This window comes from Acinetobacter sp. TGL-Y2, from assembly GCF_001612555.1.
Classification (GTDB): domain Bacteria; phylum Pseudomonadota; class Gammaproteobacteria; order Pseudomonadales; family Moraxellaceae; genus Acinetobacter.
Genome location: NZ_CP015110.1, coordinates 1,882,342 through 1,907,789, shown reverse-complemented (window position 1 = coordinate 1,907,789; position 25,448 = coordinate 1,882,342). Strand labels below are relative to the sequence as shown.

Here is a 25,448-nt window from a genome sequence, read left to right as displayed (position 1 = left end):
AATCCAGCTATACTTAGAATAAAATTTAAAACATGGAGGTGTGTATGCATGTCATTGTGATGGGTGCAGGTGTCATCGGAACCACAACCGCTTATTACTTGGTCCAAGCTGGGCATGAAGTGACAGTCATTGATCGGCAACCCAATGTCGCGTTGGAAACCAGTTTTGCCAATGCAGGGCAAATTTCTCCAGGTTATGCATCTCCTTGGGCGGCACCGGGTGTCCCGCTTAAAGCATTTAAATGGATATTCCAACATCACGCGCCGCTTGCGATCAAGCTCACAGGTGATATGTATCAGTATCAATGGATGATACGAATGCTCGCGGAATGTAATATTCATCGATATCAAATCAATAAAGAGCGTATGGTGCGAATTTCAGAATATAGCCGTGACTGTTTAGATCAGCTTCGTCAAGACACACACATTCATTTCGATGAGCGTCAGTTGGGCACATTACAGCTGTTTCGTAAACAATCGCAACTGGATATCGCCGGCAAAGACACTGAGGTGCTAAAAGAGGAAGGTGTTCCATTTGAATTGTTGGATAAAGCAGGTGTTATGCGTGCTGAGCCAGCTTTGTCACATGCAACCGTCGATTTTGTAGGTGGCTTGAGACTACCCAATGATCAGACTGGAGACTGTCAGAAATTTACTACCGAGCTTGCTGAACTGACCATGAAGCAGGGTGTGCAGTATTTATTTAATACCCATATTGAAAGTATCGAACATACCACTGACAGTATTCAATCCATTACCTTAAAAAGTGGACAGGTTTTAAAGGCGGATGCTTATGTCATGGCATTAGGGAGTTATAGTCACGAAATGCTTAAACAACTCAGTATTGATGCTCCCGTTTATCCACTCAAAGGTTATTCGATTACCACTAAAATTTTAAATCTAGATCGATCACCTGTATCCACCATTTTAGATGAAAGTTATAAGATTGCATTAACCCGTTTCGATGATCGCATTCGTGTTGGCGGTATGGCTGAAATTAATGGTTTTGATCGCTCATTAAATACCAATCGTGAAGACACGCTGATTATGGTGTTAGAGCAGTTATTTCCGGGTGCCAGTGATTTATCAGATGCACACTTTTGGACAGGGCTTCGACCCGCAACTCCAGATGGAACCCCCATTGTAGGTAAAACCTTTTATAAAAATCTATACACCAATACAGGTCATGGAACCTTGGGTTGGACCATGTCCTGCGGCTCGGCCAAGCTTTTGACAGATATCATCTCAAATCGAACCCCAGAAATTGATTATGAAGATTTGAATATCTTTCGCTACGTACCCCGTTAAGCGCAAATCTATAGTGGATTTAGAAAGTGATCTATCACGGTCTTTTGTTCTAAGCTTTTGTCCTAAGTTAAAGTTTTAGAAGGTTTGAATGAATAATCAATTTATTCATAATTGAATACATTGATTATTTATCAATATAAATATAATGTGCCTGAAATTTCTAGAAAAATGCGTCTCATTGAATGGAACCTTCACAGCAGTATAAATTTTTACGCCATGCCTTGCGTGATGGTCGGAGCTTTAACTCAAGTGCTTCTTTTTGGAATAAGTTCCATTTAGATCCTTGGCTGTTTATGTTTTTAGTGATCAATTCTATTTTTGGTTTGATTATTATTTATAGTGCAACGTCTGAAAATACAAGCATGTTGGTTCGTCAGGCATCGAGTTTTATTGTCGGTTTTATTGTGATGATTGTTTTTGCACAAATTCCGCCAAAAGTATATCAAGTCATTAGTCCTTATTTATATGCTATTTCGATTGCCTTGTTGGTATTGGTCCTCTTTATGGGCGAAGTTCGATTGGGGGCAAAGCGTTGGATATCTATTCCAGGTGTGGGAAGTGTACAACCCAGTGAGTTTATGAAATTTACGATGCCATTGATGGTGGCTTGGTATTTCTCGCGTAAAGCGATACCCCCTAAACTGATTCATATTATTTTTGCTTTTTGTTTAATGATGATTCCGTTTGTTCTGGTGGTGCTCCAGCCAGATATCAATGTCGGACTCATTATTCCTGGTATTTTTGTCATATTTTTCAGTGGGATATCATGGCGTATTATTTTTGGTGGATGTGCTGCATTTGCGATGATTTCCCCAGTAATATGGATGTTTGTCCTACAAGAATATCAAAAGAAGCGAATTGTAACCCTATTTGATCCAGAATCTGATGCTTTGGGAGCAGGCTGGAATATTATTCAATCTAAAATAGCCATTGGGTCTGGTGGATTATTAGGTAAGGGTTTTAATGAGGGCACACAGTCACATTTGGGTTATTTACCTGAACACCATACCGATTTCATTATGTCTACGCTTGCAGAAGAGTTTGGTTTTTTTGGAGTAATGACCTTATTCTCTGTATTTGCAGCAATTATTATTCGCTGCTTATTCATTTCTTTGAATTGTTTTCATAATTTTGGGCGTTTGTATGTGAGTGCCACGGCGCTGACATTTTTCTTCTTTGTTTTTTTAAATTCGGGTATGGTCAGTGGCGTATTGCCTGTCACAGGTGATCCTTTGCCCTTAATGAGTTATGGTGGTACAGCCATCATTGCAACGTTAGCAGGTATGGGGATTGTGATGTCAATTCATACTCATCGCTAAGTATTTTAACCAAATAAGATTTGTTACTTTTGAAGGCTTACTATTTGTATCTACATGGCATATATATTGCTCTATAACAACAATAAGTTATTGCAGGAGAGAGGTCTTCTGTAGATCCGCCGAAGGAGCAACGACCCCGGAATCTCTCAGGCAAAAGGACTGTAATAATTTTAAAACATCTGGAGAGAAGCCTTATTTGTTTCAATTAAACATAAGGCTCACCGAAGGGGATGGGTAAATTTGAATGGATCAAATTTAATCCGAAGCTCTCAGGTACAGTGACAGATGGGGCAATTTGGATCTTATTCCAAGGAGTGTTCTCATGCCTCATGTTGTCGTGATTGGTTCAGGTATCACAGGTGTAACTTCAGCCTACGAGCTGGCTCAGCTCGGTTATGACGTTACGGTTATTGATAAACATTTATTCCCTGCAATGGAAACCTCATTTGCCAATGGTGGTCAGCTTTCTGCCTGTAATGCCGAAGTGTGGAATCAAAAAGCCACAGTGCTGAAAGGCATTAAATGGATGACTCAAAAAAATGCGCCACTTTTGCTCAATCCCTCTTTTGATTTGCACAAATATGCATGGTTGGTCGAATTTCTGGGCAATATTAAACACTATGAAGCCAATACCAAAAACACAGTAAAAATGGCGCTCATGGCACGTGAACGATTATTTTCCATTGCAGAACATGAAAATATCAATTTTGATTTAGAAAAGCGCGGGATTTTACATTTTTATCATTCTGAATATGACTACACCGTGGCCACACGCGTAAATAACGTGTTGTGTGGTGGGGGTTTAGAGCGTCATGCAGTCACAGTTGAGGAAATGAAAAATATTGAACCGAGCTTAACAGGTGACTATTACGCAGGGTTTTATTGTCCGGGAGATGCCACAGGAGATATTCATAAATTCACCACAGGGCTTGCCAATGCATCTAAAAAATATGGGGTGAAGTATTTATTTGGGATGGAAGTAATGAATGTTGAACACTCTGATAAAGGCGTGCACATTCAATATCACCCAAGTGTTGAAAATATGAATCAAGAAGCGGTTGCCGTGGAGCAAATAGATGCGGACGCAGTTGTGGTCTGTAGTGGAGTAGGCAGCTATCATTTGGCGCAGCAATTGGGAGATCGCGTCAATGTTTATCCTGTGAAGGGGTATTCCATCACGGTACAGTTAGATGACGAGCAAAGCATTCAAAATGCACCATGGGTTAGCCTACTGGATGAAAGCGCTAAAATCGTCACTTCTCGCTTAGGCTCAAATCGTTTACGGGTGGCGGGTACAGCGGAGTTTAATGGATATAATCGAGATATTAGTTCTGAACGTATTCAGCCCTTAATTGATTGGGTGAATCGGAACTTTAATATTTCGACTGAACACAGTATTCCTTGGGCAGGTCTTAGACCGATGATGCCAAACATGATGCCTGTGGTGAGACGTGGTAAGCGCGAACGCGTCTTTTATAATACAGGGCATGGTCATTTGGGTTGGACCTTGTCTGCTGCAACAGCAGTCATGATCAGTCAAGAGATTGCCAATTCATATCCTGTTTAAATATCAAGATAAAAGGATGAAGACTAAACTTCATCCTTAATTATTTAACATCTTAGATTAGCATTTTATAAATGGGTGAAAATCGCGTCTTTATTTAAACGAGATTTGGGTAGTTTGGCATTAAAATCATTTTCACTTCTAAAGCCCAACGTCAGAAGAGCAGAGGGGATCAGTCCTTGCTCAGCAAGTCCGAGTTCTTTGATAATGATGTTTTCATCGAAACCACCAATGGGTGTTGCATCTAAACCTTCAACCCCTGCTGCAAGTAGCATTTGTCCGAGTGCAATAAAAGTTTGATTTTCTGCCCAACGTTGAACGTCACCTTTTTCATTACGATAATATTCAACGTATCCGAGACGTGCATCTTTTTGAGTTTGCTTTGCAGCGTCATCTTTAAAACGACCGCTGGCATCATCTTGGCTCAATAGTTGACTTAAATGCTGCTCTGTAATATCGGCTTGAGTACAAAAAAGAATGGTATGTGATGACTCCAAGACTTTAGGTGCGTTATAAGCGTATTTCCCAACTAAAGCCTTAGCAATACGTTCTTTTGCAGTGATATTGTCAGCAATAAAATAGTGCCAAGGTTGAATATTAATCGAAGAGGGTGCTAAACGTAATATTTCTAGTAATCGCTCAAACTGCTGCTGTGGAATTTTTTTTGAAGCATCGTAAGCTTTTGTCGTATAGCGTGTTTTTGATATATTGAGTAAATCCATGTGCATGTGTCCAATCGTGTAGAGGTTAAATATGAATAACTTAGATTTGCATCACTTAAATCTGCATAAGGTTAATGAATTTTAATACTATGTATTGGATATACAAGGGTGTAAATTTTTCTTCCATTACATCATTTAAATCATGCTCTGAATAGCTCAAAGCATGACATGACATTTTATTGTCAATTTTTTTTAAATTTCTACCTAAAAATTACATGTTAAAGCTTAAAATTAATAGGCGTATTTTAAGTCTGTATATTGGCTCATAGCCGTTTGAATATTTTTGTTAATGAACTCTTGAATCTCTTCATGTGTTAAAAGCTGACCTTGATTGGTAATGGCATTTTCCATAGGTGGTTTGCCTTCGGCTGTAATGTGATAAACAAAATTGGTCTGAAGTGTAAATGTATGATCCGATTTGACCATACTGGTCACATAGCGATATTTGTGTTCAAAATTTAAATCACTGTGTGAAAAAATGAATTGATCAAAAAGTTGCAGGGCTTTACCTTCTTCCAGTGCTTTTAGTTCTTCTACAATGCTGCTTTCAAACTGTACACCAAATTTTTCTGATATTGGTTTTCCATCAATCAGTAAGGAAACTTTTTGATCATCATGAGGATTTACGGTGATGTTGTTGAAATCAGACATAGTTAGGCGCACTGTATTGAAAATAAAGATAGAACATCAGTATGGTGATTTTTGGGAGTGATTCAATCTTTAAAAAGCAGAGTGTTGCTTAATTGAGCACTATGGAAATAGATTTGATTAAGATTTTGATTAAGAGCATGAAAGAAGTAATGGTTTTGATGATGATTGATAAGATTTAGTAGTGCCATGCTTGCAATTTTAAATTGTGAACCGGGGTCATCGAATCAATCACTAAAATTTCAGCCTGTTGCTCACGCCAGTCACCTAACACAATTCTGAATTTCCCTGAAACATTATGAATATTGGGTTGATGTGTATGACCATGAATCAAAAGATCTGAATCTGCTAGTGCCAATTCAACAGCCTTCTGGTTTACGTCCATAATCTGATAGCTTTTAAATTGATTTGAAGCGCGGCTTTTTTTACGGAAGCCATTGGCCAGTTTTTGTCTAAAACTGAGTGGTGTACGTTTTAAAAAACCTAATATGAAGGGGTTTCTGATTACTTTACGAAAGCGCTGATAAGAAACATCATCGGTACACAAAGCATCGCCATGTTCAATTCGAATGTTTAAGTTACTAATTTTCAAGAAATCAACGTCTGGAATAAGGTGTCCGTTAAAACGGTTTAAAAATGCTTGCCCTAAAGCAAAGTCGCGATTTCCCACTTGAAAATAGATATGATTGCCGAGAGCCGTAAATGCTTTGAGATGCTGAACAATTTCATCTAACCAAGAAGCTGTGTAGTCGTCACCAATCCAAGCGTTAAACCAATCGCCTAAAATATACAATTGAGTATTTTGATTTTTATAATGGTCGAGTAAAGCTAAAAACCCCCGAACGAGTCGAGGGTGATCAGGTGACAAATGTAAATCTGATATAAACAGATAGGTCACTTTTTTTCCTATTTTCACAATCCCACCTAGCCTCCCTTTTCAAAAGGGAGGAGTTTCCCTTATTTTTAATGATGGGAAGTCCCTCTTTCATAAAGAGACTTGCGTAGCAGTGCTACTCAGGGAGGTTTTATTCAGAAATGATTTTAGCAGATTCGATCACAACATTTTCTAATGGAACGTCAGCGTGGTAACCACGGTTACCTGTACGAACGCTTTTTATTGCATCTACAACGTCAAGACCTTCAGTCACTTTACCAAAAACTGCATAACCCCAACCTTGTGCTGTTTTACCAGAGTGGTTAAGGAAGCTGTTGTTGCTTACGTTAATGAAGAATTGAGCAGAAGCAGAATGAGGTGCTTGTGTACGCGCCATGGCAACAGTACCGATGTCATTGGTTAAACCGTTGTCAGCTTCATTTTCAATAGAATCGCGCGTTGCTTTTTCTTTGAAGTTTTCATCCATGCCACCACCTTGAACCATGAAATTTTCAATAACACGGTGGAAAATTACGCCATCATAAAAACCATCACGAACATACTCTAAAAAGTTAGCAACCGTTTTTGGTGCTTTTTCAGCATTAAGTTCAAGAACAATACGTCCTTTATTGGTGTTTAATTCGACTTGAGGAAAACTCATTCTATAATCTCCTAATCATGGACAAAAAAGCCATGGGTTTGTGGTTGAGAGAAGCATAAGCAAACTGTAAACTACAAGGCAAGCAAAAACGTTATTTTCTTTGTTAATAAATGAGAATCGCGTTTTAATTATCCTATTTTATCTTATAGAAGTGATTTATCAACTATGAAGCCGAATGATGTTGTTTCATCCCTGCCAAATAACCCGACAACACAAAATCAATCTGTCGATGCTGCGCAGCAAGAACAACAACCGGGCTTAGATTTTGTACGCCAAGTGATTGCAGAAGACCTTGCAGCAGGACGTACAAAACAGGTAGTAACACGTTTCCCACCTGAGCCAAATGGTTATTTACATATTGGTCATGTGAAAGCAATTTGCCTAAATTTTGGTATTGCCCAAGAATTCGAGGGTGTATGTAATCTTCGTTTTGACGATACCAACCCAGATGCTGAAGAACAAGAATATGTTGATGGTATTGCCAATGATGTGAAATGGTTAGGTTTTGAATGGAATGGCGAAACACGCTATGCGTCAAGCTATTTTGATCAATTGTACACATGGGCGGTGCAACTGATTCAACAAGGTGATGCCTATGTCGATTTACAATCACCTGAAGAAATTAAGCTAAACCGCGGTAACTTTATTGAGCCAGGGAAAAACTCACCACAACGTGATGCAACAGTTGATGAGAACCTAGCGCGCTTTGAACAAATGCGTAATGGTGAGTTGGATGAAGGACAAGCAGTACTCCGTGCCAAAATCGATATGACCTCACCAAACGTGCATATGCGTGATCCGATCATGTATCGTATTTTGCATTCAGAGCATCATCAGACGGGTGATAAGTGGAAAATCTACCCAATGTATGACTATGCGCATCCATTGTCGGATGCTATTGAAGGCGTGACGCACTCTCTATGTACTTTAGAGTTTGTGGATCATCGTCCATTTTACGATTGGGTGGTTGAGAAAGTGAACTCTCCAGCTGTGCCTCGCCAGTATGAATCTAGCCGTTTAAATGTGGACTATACCATTACCTCTAAGCGTAAATTACGTAAATTGGTTGAAGGGGAGCATGTCAACGGATGGGATGACCCACGTATGCCAACAGTTGTGGGTATGCGTCGTCGTGGTTTTACTGCTGAAGGACTGCGAGATTTCTGTAAGCGTGTGGGTGTGACTAAAGTCGATGGCAGTATTGTTGATGTGGCAATGCTCGAGTTCTGTATCCGCCAATCTTTAGAAAATACAGCAGCACGTGGTATGGCGGTGCTCAATCCACTTAAAGTGACCTTGACCAATTTGCCTGAAGATATGGATTTAACCCATTCACGTCATCCAAACGTGGACATGGGCGAACGTATTATTCCATTGACCAAAGAAATCTATATTGATCGTAAAGATTTTGAAGAAATTGCACCGAAAGGCTTTAAGCGTTTGATTCCTGAAGGTGAAGTACGTTTACGCCATGCCTACGTGATTAAATGCGATGAAGTGATTAAAGATGAAAGTGGTGAAGTGGTTGAGCTAAAATGTTCAATCGATCCTGATACTTTAGGGAAAAATCCTGAAGGACGTAAGGTGAAAGGTGTGGTTCATTGGGTCTCTGCAACGAAAGGTGTACAGGCGGAAGTTCGTATTTATGACCGACTGTTTAATGAAGCAGCACCAGACGCTGATGAAGACTTCTTACAACATTTGAATCCTGAGTCTTTAAAGGTGGTTCAAGCTGTTATTGAGCCTGCTTTAGCGCAAGCTCAACCAGAAGATCGTTTCCAGTTTGAACGTGAAGGGTATTTTGTTGCAGATCAACATGATCACACTGCAGAAAAACCGGTGTTCAACCGTATTCTCGATCTTAAAGACAGCTTCAAGCCTGCAAAATAAAGATGAAAACAACGTATGAGTCTTAATCTCATGCGTCCGTTAAACTCAATAAAAGCTCAACTTCGGTTGGGCTTTTGTATTTTAAGCAGATAACGCTTAGATGGGTTTTGATTCTATTGATAAATTCTCTTCTAAAAAAATGATCAATTGCCTCACTTTGTGGGAGACAAATTTTTTATCAGGTATCACCGCATAAATCGCTGTAGGCTCGACAGGAAATTGGGCTAAGACTTGAACGAGTTTCCCCGCATCAAGATCTTGTTGAACGTGCCACAGAGAGTGATTTGAGATTCCAAGACCCGCTAAACAGGCTTGTCGAATCGCTTCTCCAGAATTTGCTGTAAAATAACCATGGACATGAATAGGGATCTGTTCAGCCAGCTCATTGATGAAATTCCACGTGTGACTTATGCCTTGTTGATGACGCTGTATGATGCAGCGGTGACCCTCTAAATCTTTTAAAGTCTTCGGAATACCATATTCAGCTAAATACTGTGGAGATGCGCAAAGCAGCCGTTTATTATGCGCTAATCTTTTTGCGACTAATGTTGAGTCTTGAAGCTGGCCGATTCGAATCGCCAAATCCATGCCTTGAGTAATCAGGTCAATATTTTGATCATTTAAATCCAAATTCATTTTAAGCTGAGGATGTAATTTTAAAAATTTTGCGAGTGCATCAATGAGCACATGATCAGCAAAGGTTGCAGAGGTGGAGAGGTTTATGGTTCCAGAAAGCGTCTCATCATGATCTTTTAAATGTTCTGTCAGGGCTTTAAAGTGATCAAGTAAAGGGCGGCCATCATTGATTAAAATTTTTGCTTCTTCGGTTAGACTCAAACGGCGTGTTGTTCTATGAAATAGCCTAAGCTTTAATTGATTTTCAAGTCTTTGAATCTTCTGACTTGCAACAGAAACCGCGATATCTGCTTCTTTTGCGGCAGCACTGATCGAACCTAATTCAGCCACCCGTAGAAAGAATTCAAAGTCTTTAGTTTCCATGGTTCATAAAATCGAAAAAGTGTTTATCGATTATCCTGATTTTTTTAAAAGTATTGGGTTGGTATGTTGTGATTCATACTTACTTTTGATGAAAGAGAAACATCATGAAATATAATTTTTTGGGTAATTCAGGACTAAAGGTATCTGCCTTGGGTTTTGGTGCTGGAACCTTAGGTGGAAAAGGACAGATTTTTTCTGCATGGGGCAATGCGGGGCAACAAGAAGCCAATCAAATGATCGGATCGTGTCTCGAAGCGGGAGTGAATTTCTTTGATACTGCGGATGTATATTCAGAGGGTGAGTCCGAACGGATATTAGGAAGAGCGCTTGCACCGCATCGTCAAAACTCAATTATTTCAACCAAAGTATCTGTTCGAACAGACGAGCAAATCAATCATGTGGGTTTTTCAAGACATTATCTGATTCACGCAGTTGAACAATCGCTAAAACGTTTGCAAACGGATTATATCGATATATTACAACTGCATCAGTTTGATAGCTTCACCCCTTTAGAGCAACTGATGTCAAGCTTAGATCAGTTGGTGAAGAGTGGAAAAGTACGTTATATCGGCGCATCTAATTTTTCAGCTTGGCAATTAATGAAAGCACAATCTATTGCTGAGCGTTTTGGTTATGAAAAGTTTGTGACGCATCAAGTGTATTATTCATTGATTGGGCGGGATTATGAGTGGGAACTCATGCCACTGAATCACGATCAAAATATTGACGCAGTGGTGTGGAGTCCGTTGGGTTGGGGGCGTTTGACGGGTCGGTTTGATCGTCAACATGCAATACCTGAGCAAAGTCGTTTACATCAGACTGCCCAATTTGCACCGCCGGTAAATCAAGAATATTTATATCAGGTCATTGATGTGTTAAAAGAAATTTCCTTAGAAATCTCCAGACCAGTTGCGCAAATTGCTTTAAATTGGGTGATGCAACGTCCGACAGTAGCCAGTGTGCTCATTGGCGCTCGCAATCAACAACAATTACAAGAGAATCTGGCAACTCATCAATTTACTTTAAATCAACAGCAATTAGATCGACTCAACCAAGTGAGTTCGGTTTATCCACCTTATCCTTACTATCCGTATTGGAATGGACAATTTTCAGAAAGGCATCTTTCTTTAGTCAAGTCGAACTTTTTAGAGCAAATGAAATAACGCTATCCATTTAATTAAATACCTGCATCAATTCTAGCTCTGCAACTTGGTTATAAAGCGTTGTAATCGAATCTCAAGGTCTGAGGCCTATGCAGAATACTTTGTGCTGCTCAATATAATGGATGATCTATCTTACTACGTTTTGATTAGCATGAGCCTTGAAGCAAGATCAGCACCACAAGGGCTTCGCTTGATGACTGGGTAAATACGCTTTGACAATTTAATGACAAGGACAAGATTTTTACCAGTGATAAGGTAAAAATATGTAAATTTAATGCATAAATTCATGTGAAAATTCAATATTTAATGCATTTAAATCATAGTATTTTTATGCTTAAGTTTTTAGAATTAAATAAGTTAATATTTCTGATTAGGTATTTTAAAAAAATAGTGTAGATTATTTTAATTTTTAAAATCAATAATTTGAATTGACATTAATCTGATGAGCACGCATATTGATGCTGAACCGAAAGGTTTATTTGAAACGATGTTTCCCTCGAAACCCTGCTAAAGCGGGGATTTTTTTTGCTTGGATTTTGGACTTTCTTTTAAACTTAAATATACAGGTGTATTCAGTTTGTTTTGGTCTTTTAATTTCTTTTTAATATATAAAACCAAAGCAAAACAAGTCGTTGCCAAAGTCAAAAACACACTGTTCAAATAACTCATCAGCGAGCTGATATAGCCAAGGGTGGTGAGACGGTTCATCATCTTAAAAACTTGTGGGCTACTTTCGACCCCTGTAATGGCCCAACTACATAAATGCTCACAATTGTTAATAATCAAATGATAATTATTTTCGTGCATGCGAGTACGCATACGTTTAACAATCATGCGACCTGAGTATTTCGGCTGATTGTAGTGACGAATTTGAATTTTCTTACCCCGCGCAAACTTTTTAAGCGTGGTCACTTCTATCGGATATGTTTTAAAAAAATGTGCAAAACCTGAATAATGAATGACACGACCTTTCCCGACATAAATGCCGTGATGACTGTAACCAAAGTGATGAATAATTAGATGACTACCCAGAGGGTATTTTTTCAAATTTTTACGCCGCATAACCCAATTGACAATAAATTTTACAACTGTATTTTATTGAAAATAACAGGCTGATGATACCCAATATTCAACATTTCAGACATGTTCGGCGGATTAAATTTAACTCCAAAAAAGAATGGAGGGCTTAAACTCTAGTGATGAAGGTTAGATTAGAGTTCAAGCTAGGTTAAATTTCAAAGTGTCCTAAAGACTATTTGATTGAACCGAATACTGAATTTTGAGCATTACAGGCTTGAATGGCCTGTTCTTTACTGAGCTGTTGTAGCTGTGCTTCAAATTCCTTTTTTTGAGCTTTAAGGGCATCTTCAGGAATACCACTTTCTTTTGCCATTTTCTCAATGCTGTTCCAAGCGTCTTGGCACTCTGAAGGGATTTTGCTACAGGCGGACAGTGCAAGACTTAGACCAATCAGGGTTAGGCTAATTTTTGTGTACATAAAAGTATCCTTTTCGTTTTTATAATTTGATCAGTATTGTTGTTAATCTCATTGTAGTGGTTTTCTATCATTTGTTTATATTTTTAAACAGTAGTGATTTGTAGCGTTAAGCTTCGTTCAAACGTATATATTGAAAAATTTTAAAAGTAACCATTAAAAAAAGCACTTATAGATAAGTGCTTTTTCTTTGCTTATTGTATAGGAAACTTCGGTGACACAAGTTCCGTTAAATCTTTGCGACTGTAACCTCTGGAGAGTAGTACTTTCTTGATACCCAAAATCACATCTTCGTCGGTCGCCTTTTGTAGCGCGATAACCAATTGTTCATTTGACTTACAAGAACAATCATTTTCAACACAAGCAATTTGGTTCTTTTGCTCGTTTTGCTGTGGACTTGTTGAAAACAGCTTTTGCCAAAAACTCATAGAGCCTTCATATACAACCTAACATAGTTCGAAATATAGCCACTTTAAAATTTAATGCAAGCGAATAAATGTGACGCAAGTATCAAAACAAGAGTAAATATTTCGATAATAACATCGGTATTTAACGTTATTATGACATAAGACAATATTGCAATTTTTTAACTATATGATTTATTTATGAAATATTTATGGCGAAAAAAAGAGCGATGAAAACATCGCTCTTTGACTGCTGAAATAAATTGTTTAGATTCTCTCTAACACAACACCAGATTCAACATGATGTGTATAGGGGAATTGATCAAATAAAGCGAATTTCACGATACGATGTGTCTGCGAAAGCGTCTTGAAATTGTCATGCAGCGTATCAGGATTACATGAGATATAAATAATACGTTCAAAACCTTGAAGTAGCTTTAGAGTATCATCATCAATGCCTGCACGTGGCGGATCGACAAACACGGTTTCAAAGCTATAGCTTTGAATGTCAATATTGGCTTCTTGTAGACGACGGAATTCACGTTGTGCCGTATACGCTTCTGTGAAATCTTCAGCAGATAAACGCGCCACTTGAATGTTATCAATCTGGTTTTGTTCAATATTCCACTGTGCAGCATAAACAGAGGATTTAGCCAGTTCGGTAGCCAAAACGCGATTAAATTTTAAAGACAAGGGAAGGGTAAAGTTACCATTACCACAGTACAGCTCAAGCATATCTTTTTCAGACTTTTCAATGCTGGAACATGCCCATTCCAACATTTTTTGGCAAACTTGGGCGTTGGGCTGGGTAAAACTGCCTTCGATCTGTTTGTATTTAAAAGTGCGGTCAAAGACTTGAAGCTCTTCCACTACAAAGTCATCGCTGATGACCACTTTTTTACCACGGCTGCGACCGATCAACTTAATATTCAGTTTTTCAGCTAAAGCTTTTGCTAAAACTTCCCACTCTTCAGTCAAAGGTGCACGGTAAATCAGTGAGACCAGCATTTCACCTTTAAGAGTAGTAAGGAAATGCGCTTCAAATAAGCGATTAGACAATACGTCGTCGCTGTTTAATTCTTTTAATAAAATCGGCATTAAGGTATTAATGCTTTGATCTGCAACCTCGAATTCATCAATACGAATGACGTTTTTGTGTTGACCATCTTCACTTCGTTCAAACATGGCATAGAACATGTCATCTTCAGTATGCCAAATACGAAATTCTGCACGCATACGATAGTGTTTTTCAGGAGATGCAAAAACCTCTAATGCTGGTGGATTGTACTGCGCAAATTGCGTCTGAATACGTTCAATTTTAGCATCGAGTTGTTGTTGATAAGATGAAGTCATAAAAATCTAAAAACTAGCACAGAGCAGAGGCGATGTTAACAAAGATTAGCCAAATTTTCTGCATAATCTTTGCGCAACACTTTTTGTGGCTTATCTTTTGGTAAGCTGCTCCACCAAATAATCAATAAAGACTCGAACGGCGGGCAGCAGACCGCGGCGTGAAGGATAAACCGCATGTAAAATTCCATGCGCAGCTTTCCATTCAGGCAGAACTTTGACCAATTCACCACGATCAACATAGTCTTGAACAATGCTATCGGGTAACAGTGAAATACCACAATTTTGACTGGCAAGTTGTGCCAGCATGATTAAATCTGAGCCCATGAGTATAGGATTAACTTTGACTTTAACGCTTTGATTGTGTGCATCATGTAATACCATGTGCTGATCGGTATGTTCATCTACCATGCTGAGTATCCGATGCTGAGTCAAATCTTCGGGGTTTTTGAGCAGACCAAATTCATTTAAATAGGCTTGGCTGGCAAACAGGTGTTGCTCAATATTTTCAAGTTTACGAATGACCAAATTTGGGTCATCATCAAGGTTTGAGCGCACACGTAAAGCTAAATCAATGCCTTCATTGATCACATCGACACGCCGATTACTGACAATGAGCTGTACTTTTATTTCAGGATATTTCTTTAAAAATTTAGGCAAAATACGCGACATTTCACTTTGCGCCACCGATACCGGCAGGCTGACTCGGATTAGGCCGCGAGGTTGATCGCTCAAATGATCGACCAGATCGTGTGCAGACTGTGCAGCGTTCATCATGACTTGAGCATGACGGTACACATTCATGCCAATATCCGTTACTGCAAAGTGTCTAGAGCTACGCTGAATTAAACGCACACCTAAATTTTCTTCTAAATTATAGACGCGACGACTCAGTTTAGATTTGGGTATGTCTGTGGCTCTCTCGGCTGCACTAAAACCACCGTGTTCTACCACAAGTGCATAACAGTAAAAATCGTCTAAGTCTGACAGCATCTATTCATTCCAAAAGGGTAGCAGCTCCGCTATTTAAACCAAGCTCATTGCTTGAAGTCAATGCACGGACTGTTGATCTGCAACATATTCATTGGAAATTAAGATTTGGCGTACCCGTTGATATTCTTCTAAGCGTCTAAAGTCAGCAGGTGTTGGTGTGGCAATACGAGAAATATCCATATTGTCAGCTACGTCTGCAAGTTTTACTGCGCGTGCAATCGGATTTTTCACCGCTCGATAAGCTGCTTTAATACGTGTTTCACCTGACTTTTTAGTCAGCGCTTGTACGGCTTCAACCACGACAGGACTAAAACCGAGACTAATCAGCTCTATAACAGTGGTATTGGTATCTTCTAAAATATCATGCAGCACCGCAGCAATTTGCTCGTTAGGCGTTTTGACTTTAAGCATCAAGCGTTGAGGGTGCAAAATGTAGGGCTGCTGCGCTTTATCGACTTGTCCTGCATGCCGGTTGGCGGCGAGTGCAATGGCTTTTTCAAGAGTAGACATATATTCCTAAATTTTTATTGTAAATAGAGTGTTGGGTGTGTGTTTTTAGTCTTTTCGATTTACAAGCGTTGTGAATGAGTTTCATAATTTCCCATCAAAGTAAGCTAAGCGTTTGGATCATAATTTAAGTTCATTGTTTTTATGAGCATTCCATTACGCCTTGTAAAATCCCTATTCATCAATAGCCGAGATCGTTTAAACTAAACTTTTCATTGTGTTCCAAAGACTATGGCTTTTCAACTGACTGAACTTCAAAATAATCAAGCAAATGTAACATGCCCACACTGTCAGCATGATGTCATTGATTGGGATCAAGAACAGTATATTCAGCCGTGTGAGCATACACTTTTTATTGCAATGGATTTGGGTTTTGAATATATCTCGGATGAGTTTGAGCAGACCATGCAGCGTACTGTCGATGAGATTCATGCCGATGACGAAAACTCGCATGTATTTACTGAAATTGGTAAATCGAGCTTAGAAAACTTTATGATTTACAAAATGGATTTGGGTGTAGAGGAGATGTATCGTTACATCGGTTTCGCTGCAAAAATTTAAAATTTAGTTTTTGGGAATATAGACATCGCTCTTTAAAATATCCGTGCTCAGAAGAGAAATGCCAATGTCAGCCAACATTGGCATTTTATTTTGGGAAAAAGAGGATTAACCAACTTGAATTTCAGCTGTGGGGTGACTTAATCGACTTTTCTTTGGTGTGGCAATCAGATAAGCGAGCGTTAAAGGTCCTAGGCGACCTGCAAACATTAACAGCATCAAGATGATTAAACTGGCAGGCTGCAATTGTTCGGTAATGCCTCTAGAAAGCCCGACGGTACAGGCAGCTGAAAATGCCTCAAACATCAAATCTAAAAAAGCATGATTGGGTTCAATGATCAATAAGCAAAAAAAGCCAACAAAGATCAGCATTGTTGTAATCAAAATGACCGCTAAGGCTTTATAGGTGGTTGAACTCGATACTGAATGTTTGAAAATAGTGATCTCATCAGAGCGTCTAAGAAAGCGAATTACGCTGAGCACCACAATAATAAAGGTTCCTACTTTAATCCCCCCTGCGGTACTAAGCGACCCACCACCAATAAACATCAGCATCATCGTAATCAGGGTCGAGGGATCGCGCATATTCGCAATGTCGATGCTGTTGAAGCCAGATGAGCGTGGCACAGTGGCATGGAACCATGCATTCAAGGCTTGATCGCCAATCGACATCGGTGCAAGCGTCAGTGGATTACTCGCTTCAAGACTCCAAAGCACAATAAAAGCAAAGAGGTTTAAACCTGCAATGGTTGATAAGATTAATTTACTGTTGGTGGATAGCTTTTTCCATGAATGCGCACGCTTGATATCCATCAACACCACAAACCCAATTCCGCCAAGAATGTAGAGCAGGCTAATGGTCAGGGTGACCAGATACTGACCCGAAAAGCTCATCAAACTATTCGGAAAAAGCGAAAATCCGCCATTGTTAAATGCCGAAATACTATAGAAAGCTGCATAAAATAAAGCATCTGAAAAATCGTAGTATTGCATCCAAGCCAGCGTAAGAATGAGAGTTCCAATCCCTTCAAAAAACAAAGAATAAAGCAGTACCCCTTTCATGGTGAAAGTGGCACGTGCCAAACTGGTTTGCCCAATGGTTTCTTGCGCCATGACTTGCTGTTTTAAACCAATTTTGGGGGACAGGCTGAGCGCTGCCAATATTGCGAAGGTCATAAAACCTAAGCCACCGCATTGAATCAATAACATAATGATGAATTGACCTAATGTAGAATAGGCCTCCCCAATGTTCACCACCGAAAGGCCGGTAATGGTAACCGCAGAGGTGGCTGTAAACAGGGCATCCAACCAGCTGATCGAGCCATGATGAGAGATGGGCAGTTTAAGCAGCAGTGTTCCCAGCACAATAAAGCTCAAGAATCCGAATGCAAGCAAACTTGGCGGACTGAGGTTAATACTTTGAGTTTTTTTATTCAGTAATTTTGAACTATAAAATTTCATCATTTGAAAGCAAATCTCGTGGCTAGCTTTCTTAAAATTTCAACAGGACCTTCCACAATAAGGATATCGTGTTCTTGAAGCAAAGTTCCTAAAGCGACGTCATAAATCACATGAGAACCACGTTGTAATAAAAGTGTCTTTACGCCATCGCTATGATCCATGATTTGTCTAAACTCAATCCCATTTAAATGCTGACCGACTTCGATTTTAACAATATAACGCTCATTGTTGAGTGCCATATAACGGCGAACCATGGGGTAACTTAAAGATTGAGCAACTCGAATACCCATATCTTCTTCTGGGTGAATAATTTTGGTGATCCCAAGGTGGGTTAAAATCATATGATGCGATTTAGATTTGGCTTTGACCAATATTCGATCCACACCTAAGTTTTTAAGGTGCAATACACATAAAATACTGGCCTCAATATCTTCGCCAATGGCCACTACCACTGCATCACAATTTTTAATATTGAGCTCTTCAAGGACATGTTCATCGGTTGCATCTGCAATTACCGCATGGCTAATCTGGTCAGAGAGGCGCTCAACATATTTTTTTTCAGTATCAATACCAATCACATCGTGTTTTAAACTGGTGAGTTCTAAAGCAACCGTTGCACCAAAACTGCCTAAACCAATAACCGCAAACAGCGCCATAACTAAAATATTCCTGAATGAAGTTCAAATTGGATTTATATTTTGATCTGAGTTTATATTTTTGGCTGATAATTTGATAGATTGAGCGCTGACTTTTATAAATTTAAAATCAATAAAGAGAAGATCACAATGTCACAACACATTTATAGCCTAGTACAATCTCTTATTCCTGAACTAAAACAACCGCTAGAAAGCGAACAGGCTGATTTTGATTATTTCCGAGATTGGCTCAATCAAGATGCTGAATATTTTCATTATATTGAGCTTAAAGAATATTTTGATAATGGTATTGATGAAAATTACTATTTTAAAAAATTCAATAGATCTCTTTCATAAATCAAAAAATAATCAATCTTTTGCCGATTATTTGTACCAAAGCCTCTTCAATAATCATGCATAATCTTTGAATGAAATACATCGATTCAAAAAGCTTTCTGAAACACAGTTCAAGCGATATACAGGCATCTCATGGTCAACCTTTTATTTAATGGTTGAGCAACTTAATATGCATGTTCCTGCCAAAGGCAGACCACCTAAATTGAGCATAGAAGATCAAATCCTTCTATGCTTAAGTGGCTTTGTTGCACAAAGCTGTTCTTAAAGGCATCTTCATCAATATAATTTCTAAATGAATAAGCCAACACCTAAAATCTATCGGACAACCAATTGGTCTTCCTATAATCGAGCCTTAATCAACCGAGGAAATATCTCCATTTGGTTTGATCCTAACACTCAATGGTATGCTCAGCCAAAAGGTAAACAAGGTCGAAATCAAACATATTCCGATACAGCTATTCAATGCTGCTTAATGATCAAATCCTTATTTCGACTCTCTTTACGTATGGTCACAGGCTTTGTCCAAAGCCTCATTAAACTTTGTAGATTAGGCTGGACCGCACCAGATTACTCTACCCTCTGCAGAAGACAAAAGCACATTGATATTGCGGTTAGTTACCAAAAGAGCCGTGATGGACTGCATCTACTTATAGACTCCACTGGCTTAAAGTTTCTAGGTGAAGGTGAATGGAAACGTAAGAAACATCAGCCTGAATACCGTCGCCAATGGCGTAAACTTCATATCGGTATAAATGCTGAAACCCTGCAAATACGTGCTGTTCAGCTCACGACGAACAATGTGAGTGACTCTCAGGTTCTTGGCAACTTGCTTGCTCAAATTCCATTGGATGAGCAGATTGACTCTGTCTATACAGATGGGGCTTATGACACGAAACACTGCCGACAAGTCATTTCAGATCGACAAGCGCATGCTGTGATTCCGCCAAGAAAGAATGCAAAGCCTTGGAAAGACAAACAAGCGAGGTCTATAGAGCGGAATGAGTTATTGAAAACAGTCAATCTTGCGAAGCAGTGCTTCTCAGGAAGAGCCCTTTGGAAAAAATGGTCCGGTTATCATCGTCGAAGTTTGGTAGAAACCAAGATGCATTGCATCAAATTATTGGGAGATAAATTAACGGCAAGGAGTTTCTCTAGTCAGGTGAATGAGATTCATGCACGTGTAGCAGTCTTGAATAAATTCACGGAATTAGGCCGCCCTCATACCCAAATTGTATCTTAAATTTGGATCCTTTGGGATAGCTCTGCCTCTCAAGCATTTGTGCAACAAAGCCTGCTTAAGTTATTGGCGTGAATACCGAACATTGTTCCATGTCGCAACAAGTTATGGTGTTTCAGAGCCTACAGCTTCAAGAATCGTCCGCCACGTAGAGGACTGCCTCATCAAGTCGAATTTATTTAATTTACCAAAGGATTTGCCAGAAGGCGAAGGCATTGATTGGAATGTGGTGATCGTAGATGCCACAGAAATTACAATACAAAGGCCTAAAAAAACAGAAGAAAAGCTATAGTGGGAAGAAGAAGGCACATACTTTCAAAGTTCAAGCCATCATTCATTATAAGACTCAGAAAATTCTAAGTTTATGCACGAGTCGTGGTGCTGTACATGATTTTGAACTCTTCAAACGTAACTTGAATCAGATTCCTATAGGTGCCTTCATTCTTGCAGATAAAGGCTATCAAGGGATTTATGCAGTATATGCGAATAGCCTATTGCCATTAAAAGCAAAAAAGCGCTGCAAACTGGATCCTGAGCTAAAAATGTATAATCAAGAAATCAATAAAAGGAGAATTGGCATTGAGCATATATTTGGTAGTTTGAAAACTTTCAAAATTCTTGCTGAGCGATATCGTAACCGTGGAAAAAGACTGGGCTTAAGATTCAATTTAATTGCTGGAATTTACAACATGGAGCTGAATAAAAAATGACTTATGAAAGAAGTCTAATGTCAATACACAGCAGTTAAACAATGATATTGATCAGCAACTTTCGAACTTATTTGAACAAAATGAAGAGGGCTTTGAACAAGAGTTATTTAATCAAGAAATGGATCTCACGGAGCACACTGAGACGATTATTTTCGATAACATTAAAAAAGTTGCAGAAGAGCATCAATTGTCGTTATTGGTGGTGTATCGGGAAAATCCCTACTGGTTACTCCTTCCTACCCAAAATCAGCAGCAACTTGAGATGATCGTTCAAGAATTCAATCAAGCTTTTAATGATGATGGCGATCTAAATATAGCGATTTACTAGCAATTTCGTCATGAAAAAGAGCTTCATCTTTGAAGCTCTTTTTTTAAATAATAGTAATGACTTATTTTAAGAAACGCTGATAACCCAAGTTGTTAGTAATTTCATCGTATGGATAGGTGATGCTTTCTAAGGTCTCAATCAGTCCATCTGGGTTTTGTTTGGCGTCCGTTGCTTCAAGCCCGACTAAGACACGACCTTCCGCAGCACCATGATTACGGTAATGGAAAAGGGTAATGTTATGCGTAGGGCCAAGTCGATCCAAGAAGGTGAGTAAAGCACCTGGGCGTTCAGGGAATTCGACACGGAACAAGCGCTCATTTTCAATATTGGCATGACCACCAATCAAATAACGAATATGAAGTTTTGCGACTTCGTCATCTGATAAATCATCGACATCATATTGGACTTTGAGTAAGTCAAAAATATCATGGCGCTCTTTTTCACCCTCTTTTAAGCTAATACCGACAAAGACTTGAGCGGCAGATGAATCACTGGCACGGTAGTTAAATTCAGTGATGTTACGACCTTGAAGCGCACGGCAGAAATTTAGGAATGAACCTTTTTCTTCTGGAATGGTGACTGCAAAAATCGCTTCTTTACGTTCACCTAGTTCAGTCCGCTCAGCGATATAGCGTAGGCGATCAAAGTTCATGTTTGCACCGCAAACAATTGACACCATGTTTTTGTTTTCTATACCGTGCTGAGCAACGTATTTTTTAATGCCCGCAAGCGCCATCGCACCTGAAGGTTCAACAATACTTCGACATTCATCATAGGTGTCTTTAATGGCAGCACAGATCTCGTCTGTGTTCACGAGCACCACTTCGCGTTCAACGATAGGACCTGAGTTATCAGACTTTATCCATTGAATCACTTCAAATGGCTTTTCACCAATTTGCGCTACCGCCGTGCCATCTGCAAATAAACCTACAGAAGGTAAAATTACACGTTCGCCAGATTCAAAGGCTGCTTTAAGGCAAGCAGATTCATCATATTCAACAGGAATCACTTTAACGTGTGGGGCAACTTCACCCAAGTACGCCGCTACACCGCCGATCAGACCGCCACCACCAACTGCGACAAAAACATAATCGACATCACGCCATTGACGTAAAATTTCATTGGCAATGGTGCCTTGACCTGCCATGACCAGTTCATCGTCATAAGGCGGAATAAAAGTCATACTTTCATCAGTTGCACGTTGAATCGCATATTTATTGGCAACATCGAAAGAGTCACCATATAACACTACTTCACCACCTAAGCGCTTTACAGCCTGAACTTTAATGTCAGGTGTGGTTTTTGGCATGACAATAATCGCGCGAATTCCAAGCTTTTGACCAGATAGTGCTACGCCTTGCGCATGATTTCCTGCCGATGCTGTAATCACACCGCGTTCAAGTTGTGATTTTGGCAGTTGGCTAATGCGGTTATACGCGCCACGTAATTTGAATGAAAATACGGGTTGTAAGTCTTCGCGTTTAAAGCGAATGTTATTATTCAGTTTTTCACTAATTCGGGGTGCTGCTTCGAGTGGGGTTTCAATTGCAACATCGTAGACTGTTGCTTGTAATATTTGTCGAACCATACGAGACAGCATGTTAATTTTCCATCTAACAGTTTAAAATAGGCATTTATTGTAACAAACCCCTGTACATTTAGGCTGTAAAATCAGCAACAAATGTCAAAATTTAGTTGAGCCAAGTTATGAGTCTGTATGCTACCCAAGATGAAAAGAAACAAGCTGCCGCGAAAGCTGCGTTAAAGCACTTACCGAAAGGCGGTATTTTGGGTGTCGGTACAGGAAGTACTGTAAATTTCCTCATTGAATTATTGCCAGAGCTGCAACTTGAGGCGGCGGTTGCAAGTTCAGAAGCGACTGCACAACGTCTTAAAAAATTAGGCATTGAAGTGGTGGACATGAACCATGTTGGTGGTTTAGATGCGTATGTCGATGGTGCGGATGAAATTGACCGTCATATGCATATGATCAAAGGTGGTGGTGCTGCCTTGACGCGTGAAAAAATTGTGGCATCGATTGCTAAAAAATTCGTTTGTATCGTCGATGACTCAAAATGGGTGGATCAATTGGGTCGTGGTTTTGCACTTCCAGTTGAAGTGATTCCAATGGCGCGTTCTGCTGTAGCACGTAAAATCGTCTCTATGGGCGGTGACCCTGTCTATCGTGAAGGCGTAGTGACAGACAATGGTAATGTGATTTTAGATGTTCATAACTTGAATATTTTAAACGCTTTGCAGCTTGAAAAAGATATCAATGACATTCCAGGTGTGGTGTGTAATGGTATTTTCGCAATCAATAAAGCGGATGTTGCTGTGGTGGCGACAGACAACGGTATTGAAGAGCGTACTGCGGTTTAACTTGTACTATAAAATCCCCCTATTTCCCCTTTGCTAAAGGGGGATTTAAAACCCATAATTTCGCATAGAATTAGGTTTTGCTCCCTCCTTTAAAAAAGGAGGGTTGGGGAGGATTTTAAAATTAAAAGAACAATATGACTCTATCTGACTTACCTGAAATTCAAATCACTCGGAATATCCGCTCTACACGACTTCGCCTACGAGTAGATCAGACTCAGATTCGTTTAACTGCACCTGTATTTTGTACAAAGCGTCAAATCCAGCAGTTTATCGATCAATCTGAGCAATGGTTGATTGAGACTTGGCAGAAACAACAAGAAAAAATCATTCATATTGATAAAACATTACCAACAGAATTAAAGCTGTTTAATGTAAATCAGCCTTTCACTGTTATCTATCAAACACAAAAAAAATCTTTTAATTTAGACATTGAAAATCATCAGCTTTTGATCAGTGATCGTCAACCAGAAGCATATTTAAAAGCATTTGTGATTGCGTATGCAAAACAGCATTTACCTGTTTATTTGCAAGAAGTGAGTCAAGCATGTGATTTGCATTATGGGAAGTGTTCTATTCGGCAGCCGAAGACACGTTGGGGAAGTTGCACCTCAAAGCATGACATTATGTTGAATTCGGGCTTAGTTTTATTTTCGAAAGAAATTACACGCTATGTCTGTGTACATGAGCTTGCTCATACTAAACACTTTGATCACAGTGCAAGTTTTTGGAATGAAGTTCAAAAGTATGATGTAAATTTTCAACAGCATCGGAAAATTTTAAAAACCACTCCAATGCCGTGGTGGTGGATTAGTTGATTTAAACTAATGAGAAAGCTATATTTTTTAGAGTTAACTTTAATATTGTTTCTTCATCATCTTTATTTTTCCTATTTCAAAATCTTTCAAATCAAAATAATTCATGTAAATTTTCTCCCAATATTTTTAAAAAAACTCTATCGTCTTTTTCTTAAGACTTGATATTAGAGTCGCATTATTTATTCCAATATTTTGATTTATAAGAAATATTTAAAATATAAATCTAATGGTTAAATATTTCATAGGTTTAGATAACGGTTTTTCAATGTGTCCAACTCTTAATTAATTTCACAATTTCGTCAGGCTGTTTAATCCATGCTGAATGTTGATTGCCTTTGAGCGTGTTTGTTAAGTTTAATGTTTTTACTGTGGGATCGTCAAAATACCGACTTAAACCGAGCATTGAACTCATTGGCGCAAAGTCATCCTCTTTTAAATGAATGAAAAGAGCAGGTTGGTGACTTACGGATTGGTCATTTTGGATGTGCTTATAATTTCCAGTAAAAATCACCTTAGACCAGTCGCGCATAAGAGTTTTTGTTTCACGGTTGCCAAAAGCAATTTTGTATCCTGCAAAGTACCCATCCTTCAATATCATCGCATTGATTATAGTCACAGCTTTTAAAATATTGAACTTACCGTTTAAATCCCAATATTTTAGACCAATGTTTCCAGTTGCGATTCCGATCACTTTTATAGCGTGATTTTGAGCGTACAGTGTTGCTAAATGCCCACCTAAACTGTGACCTAATAAAATAGGTTCTTGTCCAAAAGTGTCTCGAGAAATTTGCTCAAGTTGAGGTATAAAATCTGTCAGTAAATCTTTATAACCAAAATCAATTTCGGATGAAACAAGAGGCGTGTTTCGACCACAATGAGGGTAATCTGCTGCAATGACATTGAAATGATGATCTACAAGTAAGCCAATCAATTTCTGATATTTTTGGATGGTGATCCCGAGCGCAGGTAAAATAATGACACTATGTTGGTGACTTGGATTTGAATAAACATCAACTTTAATTGGATATTGATGAAAGTGAATGGTTGCTTGGATTAAATTGTTATTGTCCAT

29 protein-coding genes and 1 riboswitch are annotated in these 25,448 nt (G+C 39.0%); of the genes, 14 read left to right on the top strand and 15 right to left on the bottom strand.

The window, feature by feature from the left end:
* Positions 1-44: 44 nt before the first annotated feature.
* The 3 genes from AMD27_RS09115 to AMD27_RS09105 all read left to right on the top strand — a co-directional run bounded on the left by AMD27_RS09115 (position 45) and on the right by AMD27_RS09105 (position 4,193).
* Positions 45-1,307 (top strand): D-amino acid dehydrogenase, encoded by a 1,263-nt coding sequence (locus AMD27_RS09115; protein ID WP_067659329.1) that lies wholly within the window; start codon positions 45-47, stop codon positions 1,305-1,307.
* Between the two features lie 182 nt (positions 1,308-1,489).
* Positions 1,490-2,626 carry a rod shape-determining protein RodA gene (gene rodA, locus AMD27_RS09110; RefSeq protein WP_067659326.1) on the top strand — a complete coding sequence of 379 codons (1,137 nt, stop codon included), beginning with the start codon at positions 1,490-1,492 and terminating at the stop codon, positions 2,624-2,626.
* A gap of 83 nt (positions 2,627-2,709) precedes the next feature.
* Positions 2,710-2,798, top strand: a riboswitch (glycine riboswitch).
* 150 nt (positions 2,799-2,948) lie between these two features.
* A complete protein-coding gene (locus AMD27_RS09105) occupies positions 2,949-4,193 on the top strand; it encodes a D-amino acid dehydrogenase (protein ID WP_067659323.1) in 1,245 nt (414 codons plus the stop codon).
* A gap of 65 nt (positions 4,194-4,258) precedes the next feature.
* Here AMD27_RS09105 and nfsB read toward each other — a convergent pair whose 3' ends face one another.
* The 4 genes from nfsB to AMD27_RS09085 all read right to left on the bottom strand — a co-directional run bounded on the left by nfsB (position 4,259) and on the right by AMD27_RS09085 (position 7,095).
* Entirely contained in the window at positions 4,259-4,912 is a 654-nt protein-coding gene (nfsB, locus tag AMD27_RS09100; protein ID WP_067659320.1) for an oxygen-insensitive NAD(P)H nitroreductase, read from the bottom strand.
* 231 nt (positions 4,913-5,143) lie between these two features.
* Positions 5,144-5,563 (bottom strand): hypothetical protein, encoded by a 420-nt coding sequence (locus AMD27_RS09095; protein ID WP_067659317.1) that lies wholly within the window; start codon positions 5,561-5,563, stop codon positions 5,144-5,146.
* A gap of 175 nt (positions 5,564-5,738) precedes the next feature.
* On the bottom strand, positions 5,739-6,458 hold the full coding sequence (locus AMD27_RS09090) for a UDP-2,3-diacylglucosamine diphosphatase (RefSeq protein WP_067659315.1): 720 nt from the start codon (positions 6,456-6,458) through the stop codon (positions 5,739-5,741).
* Between the two features lie 127 nt (positions 6,459-6,585).
* A complete protein-coding gene (locus AMD27_RS09085; protein ID WP_067659313.1) occupies positions 6,586-7,095 on the bottom strand; it encodes a peptidylprolyl isomerase in 510 nt (169 codons plus the stop codon).
* A 165-nt stretch (positions 7,096-7,260) separates the two neighbouring features.
* Between AMD27_RS09085 and AMD27_RS09080 the strand changes: the two genes are divergently transcribed.
* Positions 7,261-8,985 carry a glutamine--tRNA ligase/YqeY domain fusion protein gene (locus AMD27_RS09080; protein ID WP_067659301.1) on the top strand — a complete coding sequence of 575 codons (1,725 nt, stop codon included), beginning with the start codon at positions 7,261-7,263 and terminating at the stop codon, positions 8,983-8,985.
* A gap of 96 nt (positions 8,986-9,081) precedes the next feature.
* Here AMD27_RS09080 and AMD27_RS09075 read toward each other — a convergent pair whose 3' ends face one another.
* Complete coding sequence (locus AMD27_RS09075) at positions 9,082-9,984, bottom strand: LysR family transcriptional regulator (RefSeq protein WP_067659298.1); 903 nt, start codon at positions 9,982-9,984, stop codon at positions 9,082-9,084.
* A 104-nt stretch (positions 9,985-10,088) separates the two neighbouring features.
* Between AMD27_RS09075 and AMD27_RS09070 the strand changes: the two genes are divergently transcribed.
* Positions 10,089-11,147, top strand: a complete 1,059-nt coding sequence (locus tag AMD27_RS09070; protein ID WP_067659295.1) for an aldo/keto reductase — start codon at positions 10,089-10,091, stop codon at positions 11,145-11,147.
* Positions 11,148-11,654: 507 nt separating this feature from the next.
* Here the strand turns inward: AMD27_RS09070 and AMD27_RS09065 are convergent.
* The 6 genes from AMD27_RS09065 to AMD27_RS09040 form a co-directional block, all read right to left on the bottom strand.
* A complete protein-coding gene (locus AMD27_RS09065) occupies positions 11,655-12,209 on the bottom strand; it encodes a lecithin retinol acyltransferase family protein (protein ID WP_067659292.1) in 555 nt (184 codons plus the stop codon).
* Positions 12,210-12,399: 190 nt separating this feature from the next.
* Positions 12,400-12,645: a hypothetical protein gene (locus AMD27_RS09060; protein ID WP_067659290.1), complete on the bottom strand. Its 246-nt coding sequence runs from the start codon at positions 12,643-12,645 to the stop codon at positions 12,400-12,402.
* 191 nt (positions 12,646-12,836) lie between these two features.
* Positions 12,837-13,070, bottom strand: a complete 234-nt coding sequence (locus AMD27_RS09055; RefSeq protein ID WP_067659288.1) for a hypothetical protein — start codon at positions 13,068-13,070, stop codon at positions 12,837-12,839.
* A gap of 243 nt (positions 13,071-13,313) precedes the next feature.
* Complete coding sequence (trmA, locus tag AMD27_RS09050; RefSeq protein WP_067659285.1) at positions 13,314-14,399, bottom strand: tRNA (uridine(54)-C5)-methyltransferase TrmA; 1,086 nt, start codon at positions 14,397-14,399, stop codon at positions 13,314-13,316.
* A gap of 90 nt (positions 14,400-14,489) precedes the next feature.
* The gene (locus AMD27_RS09045; protein ID WP_067659282.1) at positions 14,490-15,389 is read right to left on the bottom strand and encodes a LysR substrate-binding domain-containing protein; all 900 of its coding nucleotides are present in this window, start codon (positions 15,387-15,389) and stop codon (positions 14,490-14,492) included.
* Positions 15,390-15,446: 57 nt separating this feature from the next.
* The gene (locus AMD27_RS09040; protein ID WP_067659279.1) at positions 15,447-15,899 is read right to left on the bottom strand and encodes an HD domain-containing protein; all 453 of its coding nucleotides are present in this window, start codon (positions 15,897-15,899) and stop codon (positions 15,447-15,449) included.
* A gap of 228 nt (positions 15,900-16,127) precedes the next feature.
* Here AMD27_RS09040 and AMD27_RS09035 point away from each other — a divergent pair, with 228 nt between their 5' ends.
* Positions 16,128-16,457: a hypothetical protein gene (locus AMD27_RS09035; RefSeq protein WP_067659276.1), complete on the top strand. Its 330-nt coding sequence runs from the start codon at positions 16,128-16,130 to the stop codon at positions 16,455-16,457.
* A gap of 105 nt (positions 16,458-16,562) precedes the next feature.
* Here the strand turns inward: AMD27_RS09035 and AMD27_RS09030 are convergent, their stop codons facing one another.
* Positions 16,563-17,915, bottom strand: coding sequence for a TrkH family potassium uptake protein (locus AMD27_RS09030; RefSeq protein ID WP_067659273.1), 1,353 nt, complete (start codon positions 17,913-17,915; stop codon positions 16,563-16,565).
* Positions 17,915-18,571: a potassium channel family protein gene (locus tag AMD27_RS09025; RefSeq protein ID WP_067659272.1), complete on the bottom strand. Its 657-nt coding sequence runs from the start codon at positions 18,569-18,571 to the stop codon at positions 17,915-17,917. Before AMD27_RS09025 ends, AMD27_RS09030 begins: the two co-directional genes overlap by 1 nt.
* Positions 18,572-18,700: 129 nt before the next feature.
* On the opposite strand from AMD27_RS09025, the gene AMD27_RS09020 reads away from it, so the two are divergent.
* The 6 genes from AMD27_RS09020 to AMD27_RS09005 all read left to right on the top strand — a co-directional run bounded on the left by AMD27_RS09020 (position 18,701) and on the right by AMD27_RS09005 (position 21,182).
* The gene (locus AMD27_RS09020; protein ID WP_067659269.1) at positions 18,701-18,907 is read left to right on the top strand and encodes a hypothetical protein; all 207 of its coding nucleotides are present in this window, start codon (positions 18,701-18,703) and stop codon (positions 18,905-18,907) included.
* A 67-nt stretch (positions 18,908-18,974) separates the two neighbouring features.
* On the top strand, positions 18,975-19,172 hold the full coding sequence (locus AMD27_RS18140; RefSeq protein ID WP_150115767.1) for a hypothetical protein: 198 nt from the start codon (positions 18,975-18,977) through the stop codon (positions 19,170-19,172).
* 27 nt (positions 19,173-19,199) lie between these two features.
* A complete protein-coding gene (locus tag AMD27_RS09015) occupies positions 19,200-20,147 on the top strand; it encodes an IS5 family transposase (protein ID WP_067658713.1) in 948 nt (315 codons plus the stop codon).
* Between the two features lie 37 nt (positions 20,148-20,184).
* Complete coding sequence (locus tag AMD27_RS18135) at positions 20,185-20,436, top strand: transposase family protein (protein ID WP_171254793.1); 252 nt, start codon at positions 20,185-20,187, stop codon at positions 20,434-20,436.
* The gene (locus tag AMD27_RS09010) at positions 20,384-20,854 is read left to right on the top strand and encodes a transposase family protein (RefSeq protein WP_067655823.1); all 471 of its coding nucleotides are present in this window, start codon (positions 20,384-20,386) and stop codon (positions 20,852-20,854) included. The genes AMD27_RS18135 and AMD27_RS09010 overlap by 53 nt, the downstream gene beginning before the upstream one ends.
* 118 nt (positions 20,855-20,972) lie before the next feature.
* Positions 20,973-21,182, top strand: a complete 210-nt coding sequence (locus tag AMD27_RS09005; protein ID WP_067659266.1) for a hypothetical protein — start codon at positions 20,973-20,975, stop codon at positions 21,180-21,182.
* 61 nt (positions 21,183-21,243) lie between these two features.
* On the opposite strand, the gene ilvA is transcribed toward AMD27_RS09005, so the two are convergent.
* Complete coding sequence (gene ilvA / locus AMD27_RS09000) at positions 21,244-22,782, bottom strand: threonine ammonia-lyase, biosynthetic (protein ID WP_067659263.1); 1,539 nt, start codon at positions 22,780-22,782, stop codon at positions 21,244-21,246.
* Between the two features lie 107 nt (positions 22,783-22,889).
* Here ilvA and rpiA point away from each other — a divergent pair, with 107 nt between their 5' ends.
* Together rpiA and AMD27_RS08990 are read left to right on the top strand one after the other, a co-directional pair.
* The gene (gene rpiA, locus AMD27_RS08995) at positions 22,890-23,561 is read left to right on the top strand and encodes a ribose-5-phosphate isomerase RpiA (RefSeq protein WP_067659260.1); all 672 of its coding nucleotides are present in this window, start codon (positions 22,890-22,892) and stop codon (positions 23,559-23,561) included.
* Between the two features lie 134 nt (positions 23,562-23,695).
* Entirely contained in the window at positions 23,696-24,376 is a 681-nt protein-coding gene (locus tag AMD27_RS08990; RefSeq protein WP_067659257.1) for a SprT family zinc-dependent metalloprotease, read from the top strand.
* Between the two features lie 262 nt (positions 24,377-24,638).
* Here AMD27_RS08990 and AMD27_RS08985 read toward each other — a convergent pair whose 3' ends face one another.
* Positions 24,639-25,448 (bottom strand): alpha/beta fold hydrolase, encoded by an 810-nt coding sequence (locus tag AMD27_RS08985; RefSeq protein ID WP_067659255.1) that lies wholly within the window; start codon positions 25,446-25,448, stop codon positions 24,639-24,641.

Coding starts and splice junctions, on each gene's coding strand:
- AMD27_RS09115 (WP_067659329.1), top strand. CDS start 45: ATGCATGTCATTGTGATGGGTGCAGGTGTCATCGGAACCACAACCGCT.
- rodA (WP_067659326.1), top strand. CDS start 1,490: ATGGAACCTTCACAGCAGTATAAATTTTTACGCCATGCCTTGCGTGAT.
- AMD27_RS09105 (WP_067659323.1), top strand. CDS start 2,949: ATGCCTCATGTTGTCGTGATTGGTTCAGGTATCACAGGTGTAACTTCA.
- nfsB (WP_067659320.1), bottom strand. CDS start 4,912: ATGGATTTACTCAATATATCAAAAACACGCTATACGACAAAAGCTTAC.
- AMD27_RS09095 (WP_067659317.1), bottom strand. CDS start 5,563: ATGTCTGATTTCAACAACATCACCGTAAATCCTCATGATGATCAAAAA.
- AMD27_RS09085 (WP_067659313.1), bottom strand. CDS start 7,095: ATGAGTTTTCCTCAAGTCGAATTAAACACCAATAAAGGACGTATTGTT.
- AMD27_RS09080 (WP_067659301.1), top strand. CDS start 7,261: ATGAAGCCGAATGATGTTGTTTCATCCCTGCCAAATAACCCGACAACA.
- AMD27_RS09075 (WP_067659298.1), bottom strand. CDS start 9,984: ATGGAAACTAAAGACTTTGAATTCTTTCTACGGGTGGCTGAATTAGGT.
- AMD27_RS09070 (WP_067659295.1), top strand. CDS start 10,089: ATGAAATATAATTTTTTGGGTAATTCAGGACTAAAGGTATCTGCCTTG.
- AMD27_RS09065 (WP_067659292.1), bottom strand. CDS start 12,209: ATGCGGCGTAAAAATTTGAAAAAATACCCTCTGGGTAGTCATCTAATT.
- AMD27_RS09060 (WP_067659290.1), bottom strand. CDS start 12,645: ATGTACACAAAAATTAGCCTAACCCTGATTGGTCTAAGTCTTGCACTG.
- AMD27_RS09055 (WP_067659288.1), bottom strand. CDS start 13,070: ATGAGTTTTTGGCAAAAGCTGTTTTCAACAAGTCCACAGCAAAACGAG.
- trmA (WP_067659285.1), bottom strand. CDS start 14,399: ATGACTTCATCTTATCAACAACAACTCGATGCTAAAATTGAACGTATT.
- AMD27_RS09045 (WP_067659282.1), bottom strand. CDS start 15,389: ATGCTGTCAGACTTAGACGATTTTTACTGTTATGCACTTGTGGTAGAA.
- AMD27_RS09040 (WP_067659279.1), bottom strand. CDS start 15,899: ATGTCTACTCTTGAAAAAGCCATTGCACTCGCCGCCAACCGGCATGCA.
- AMD27_RS09035 (WP_067659276.1), top strand. CDS start 16,128: ATGGCTTTTCAACTGACTGAACTTCAAAATAATCAAGCAAATGTAACA.
- AMD27_RS09030 (WP_067659273.1), bottom strand. CDS start 17,915: ATGAAATTTTATAGTTCAAAATTACTGAATAAAAAAACTCAAAGTATT.
- AMD27_RS09025 (WP_067659272.1), bottom strand. CDS start 18,571: ATGGCGCTGTTTGCGGTTATTGGTTTAGGCAGTTTTGGTGCAACGGTT.
- AMD27_RS09020 (WP_067659269.1), top strand. CDS start 18,701: ATGTCACAACACATTTATAGCCTAGTACAATCTCTTATTCCTGAACTA.
- AMD27_RS09015 (WP_067658713.1), top strand. CDS start 19,200: ATGAATAAGCCAACACCTAAAATCTATCGGACAACCAATTGGTCTTCC.
- AMD27_RS09010 (WP_067655823.1), top strand. CDS start 20,384: ATGCCACAGAAATTACAATACAAAGGCCTAAAAAAACAGAAGAAAAGC.
- AMD27_RS09005 (WP_067659266.1), top strand. CDS start 20,973: ATGGATCTCACGGAGCACACTGAGACGATTATTTTCGATAACATTAAA.
- ilvA (WP_067659263.1), bottom strand. CDS start 22,782: ATGCTGTCTCGTATGGTTCGACAAATATTACAAGCAACAGTCTACGAT.
- rpiA (WP_067659260.1), top strand. CDS start 22,890: ATGAGTCTGTATGCTACCCAAGATGAAAAGAAACAAGCTGCCGCGAAA.
- AMD27_RS08990 (WP_067659257.1), top strand. CDS start 23,696: ATGACTCTATCTGACTTACCTGAAATTCAAATCACTCGGAATATCCGC.
- AMD27_RS08985 (WP_067659255.1), bottom strand. CDS start 25,448: ATGGACAATAACAATTTAATCCAAGCAACCATTCACTTTCATCAATAT.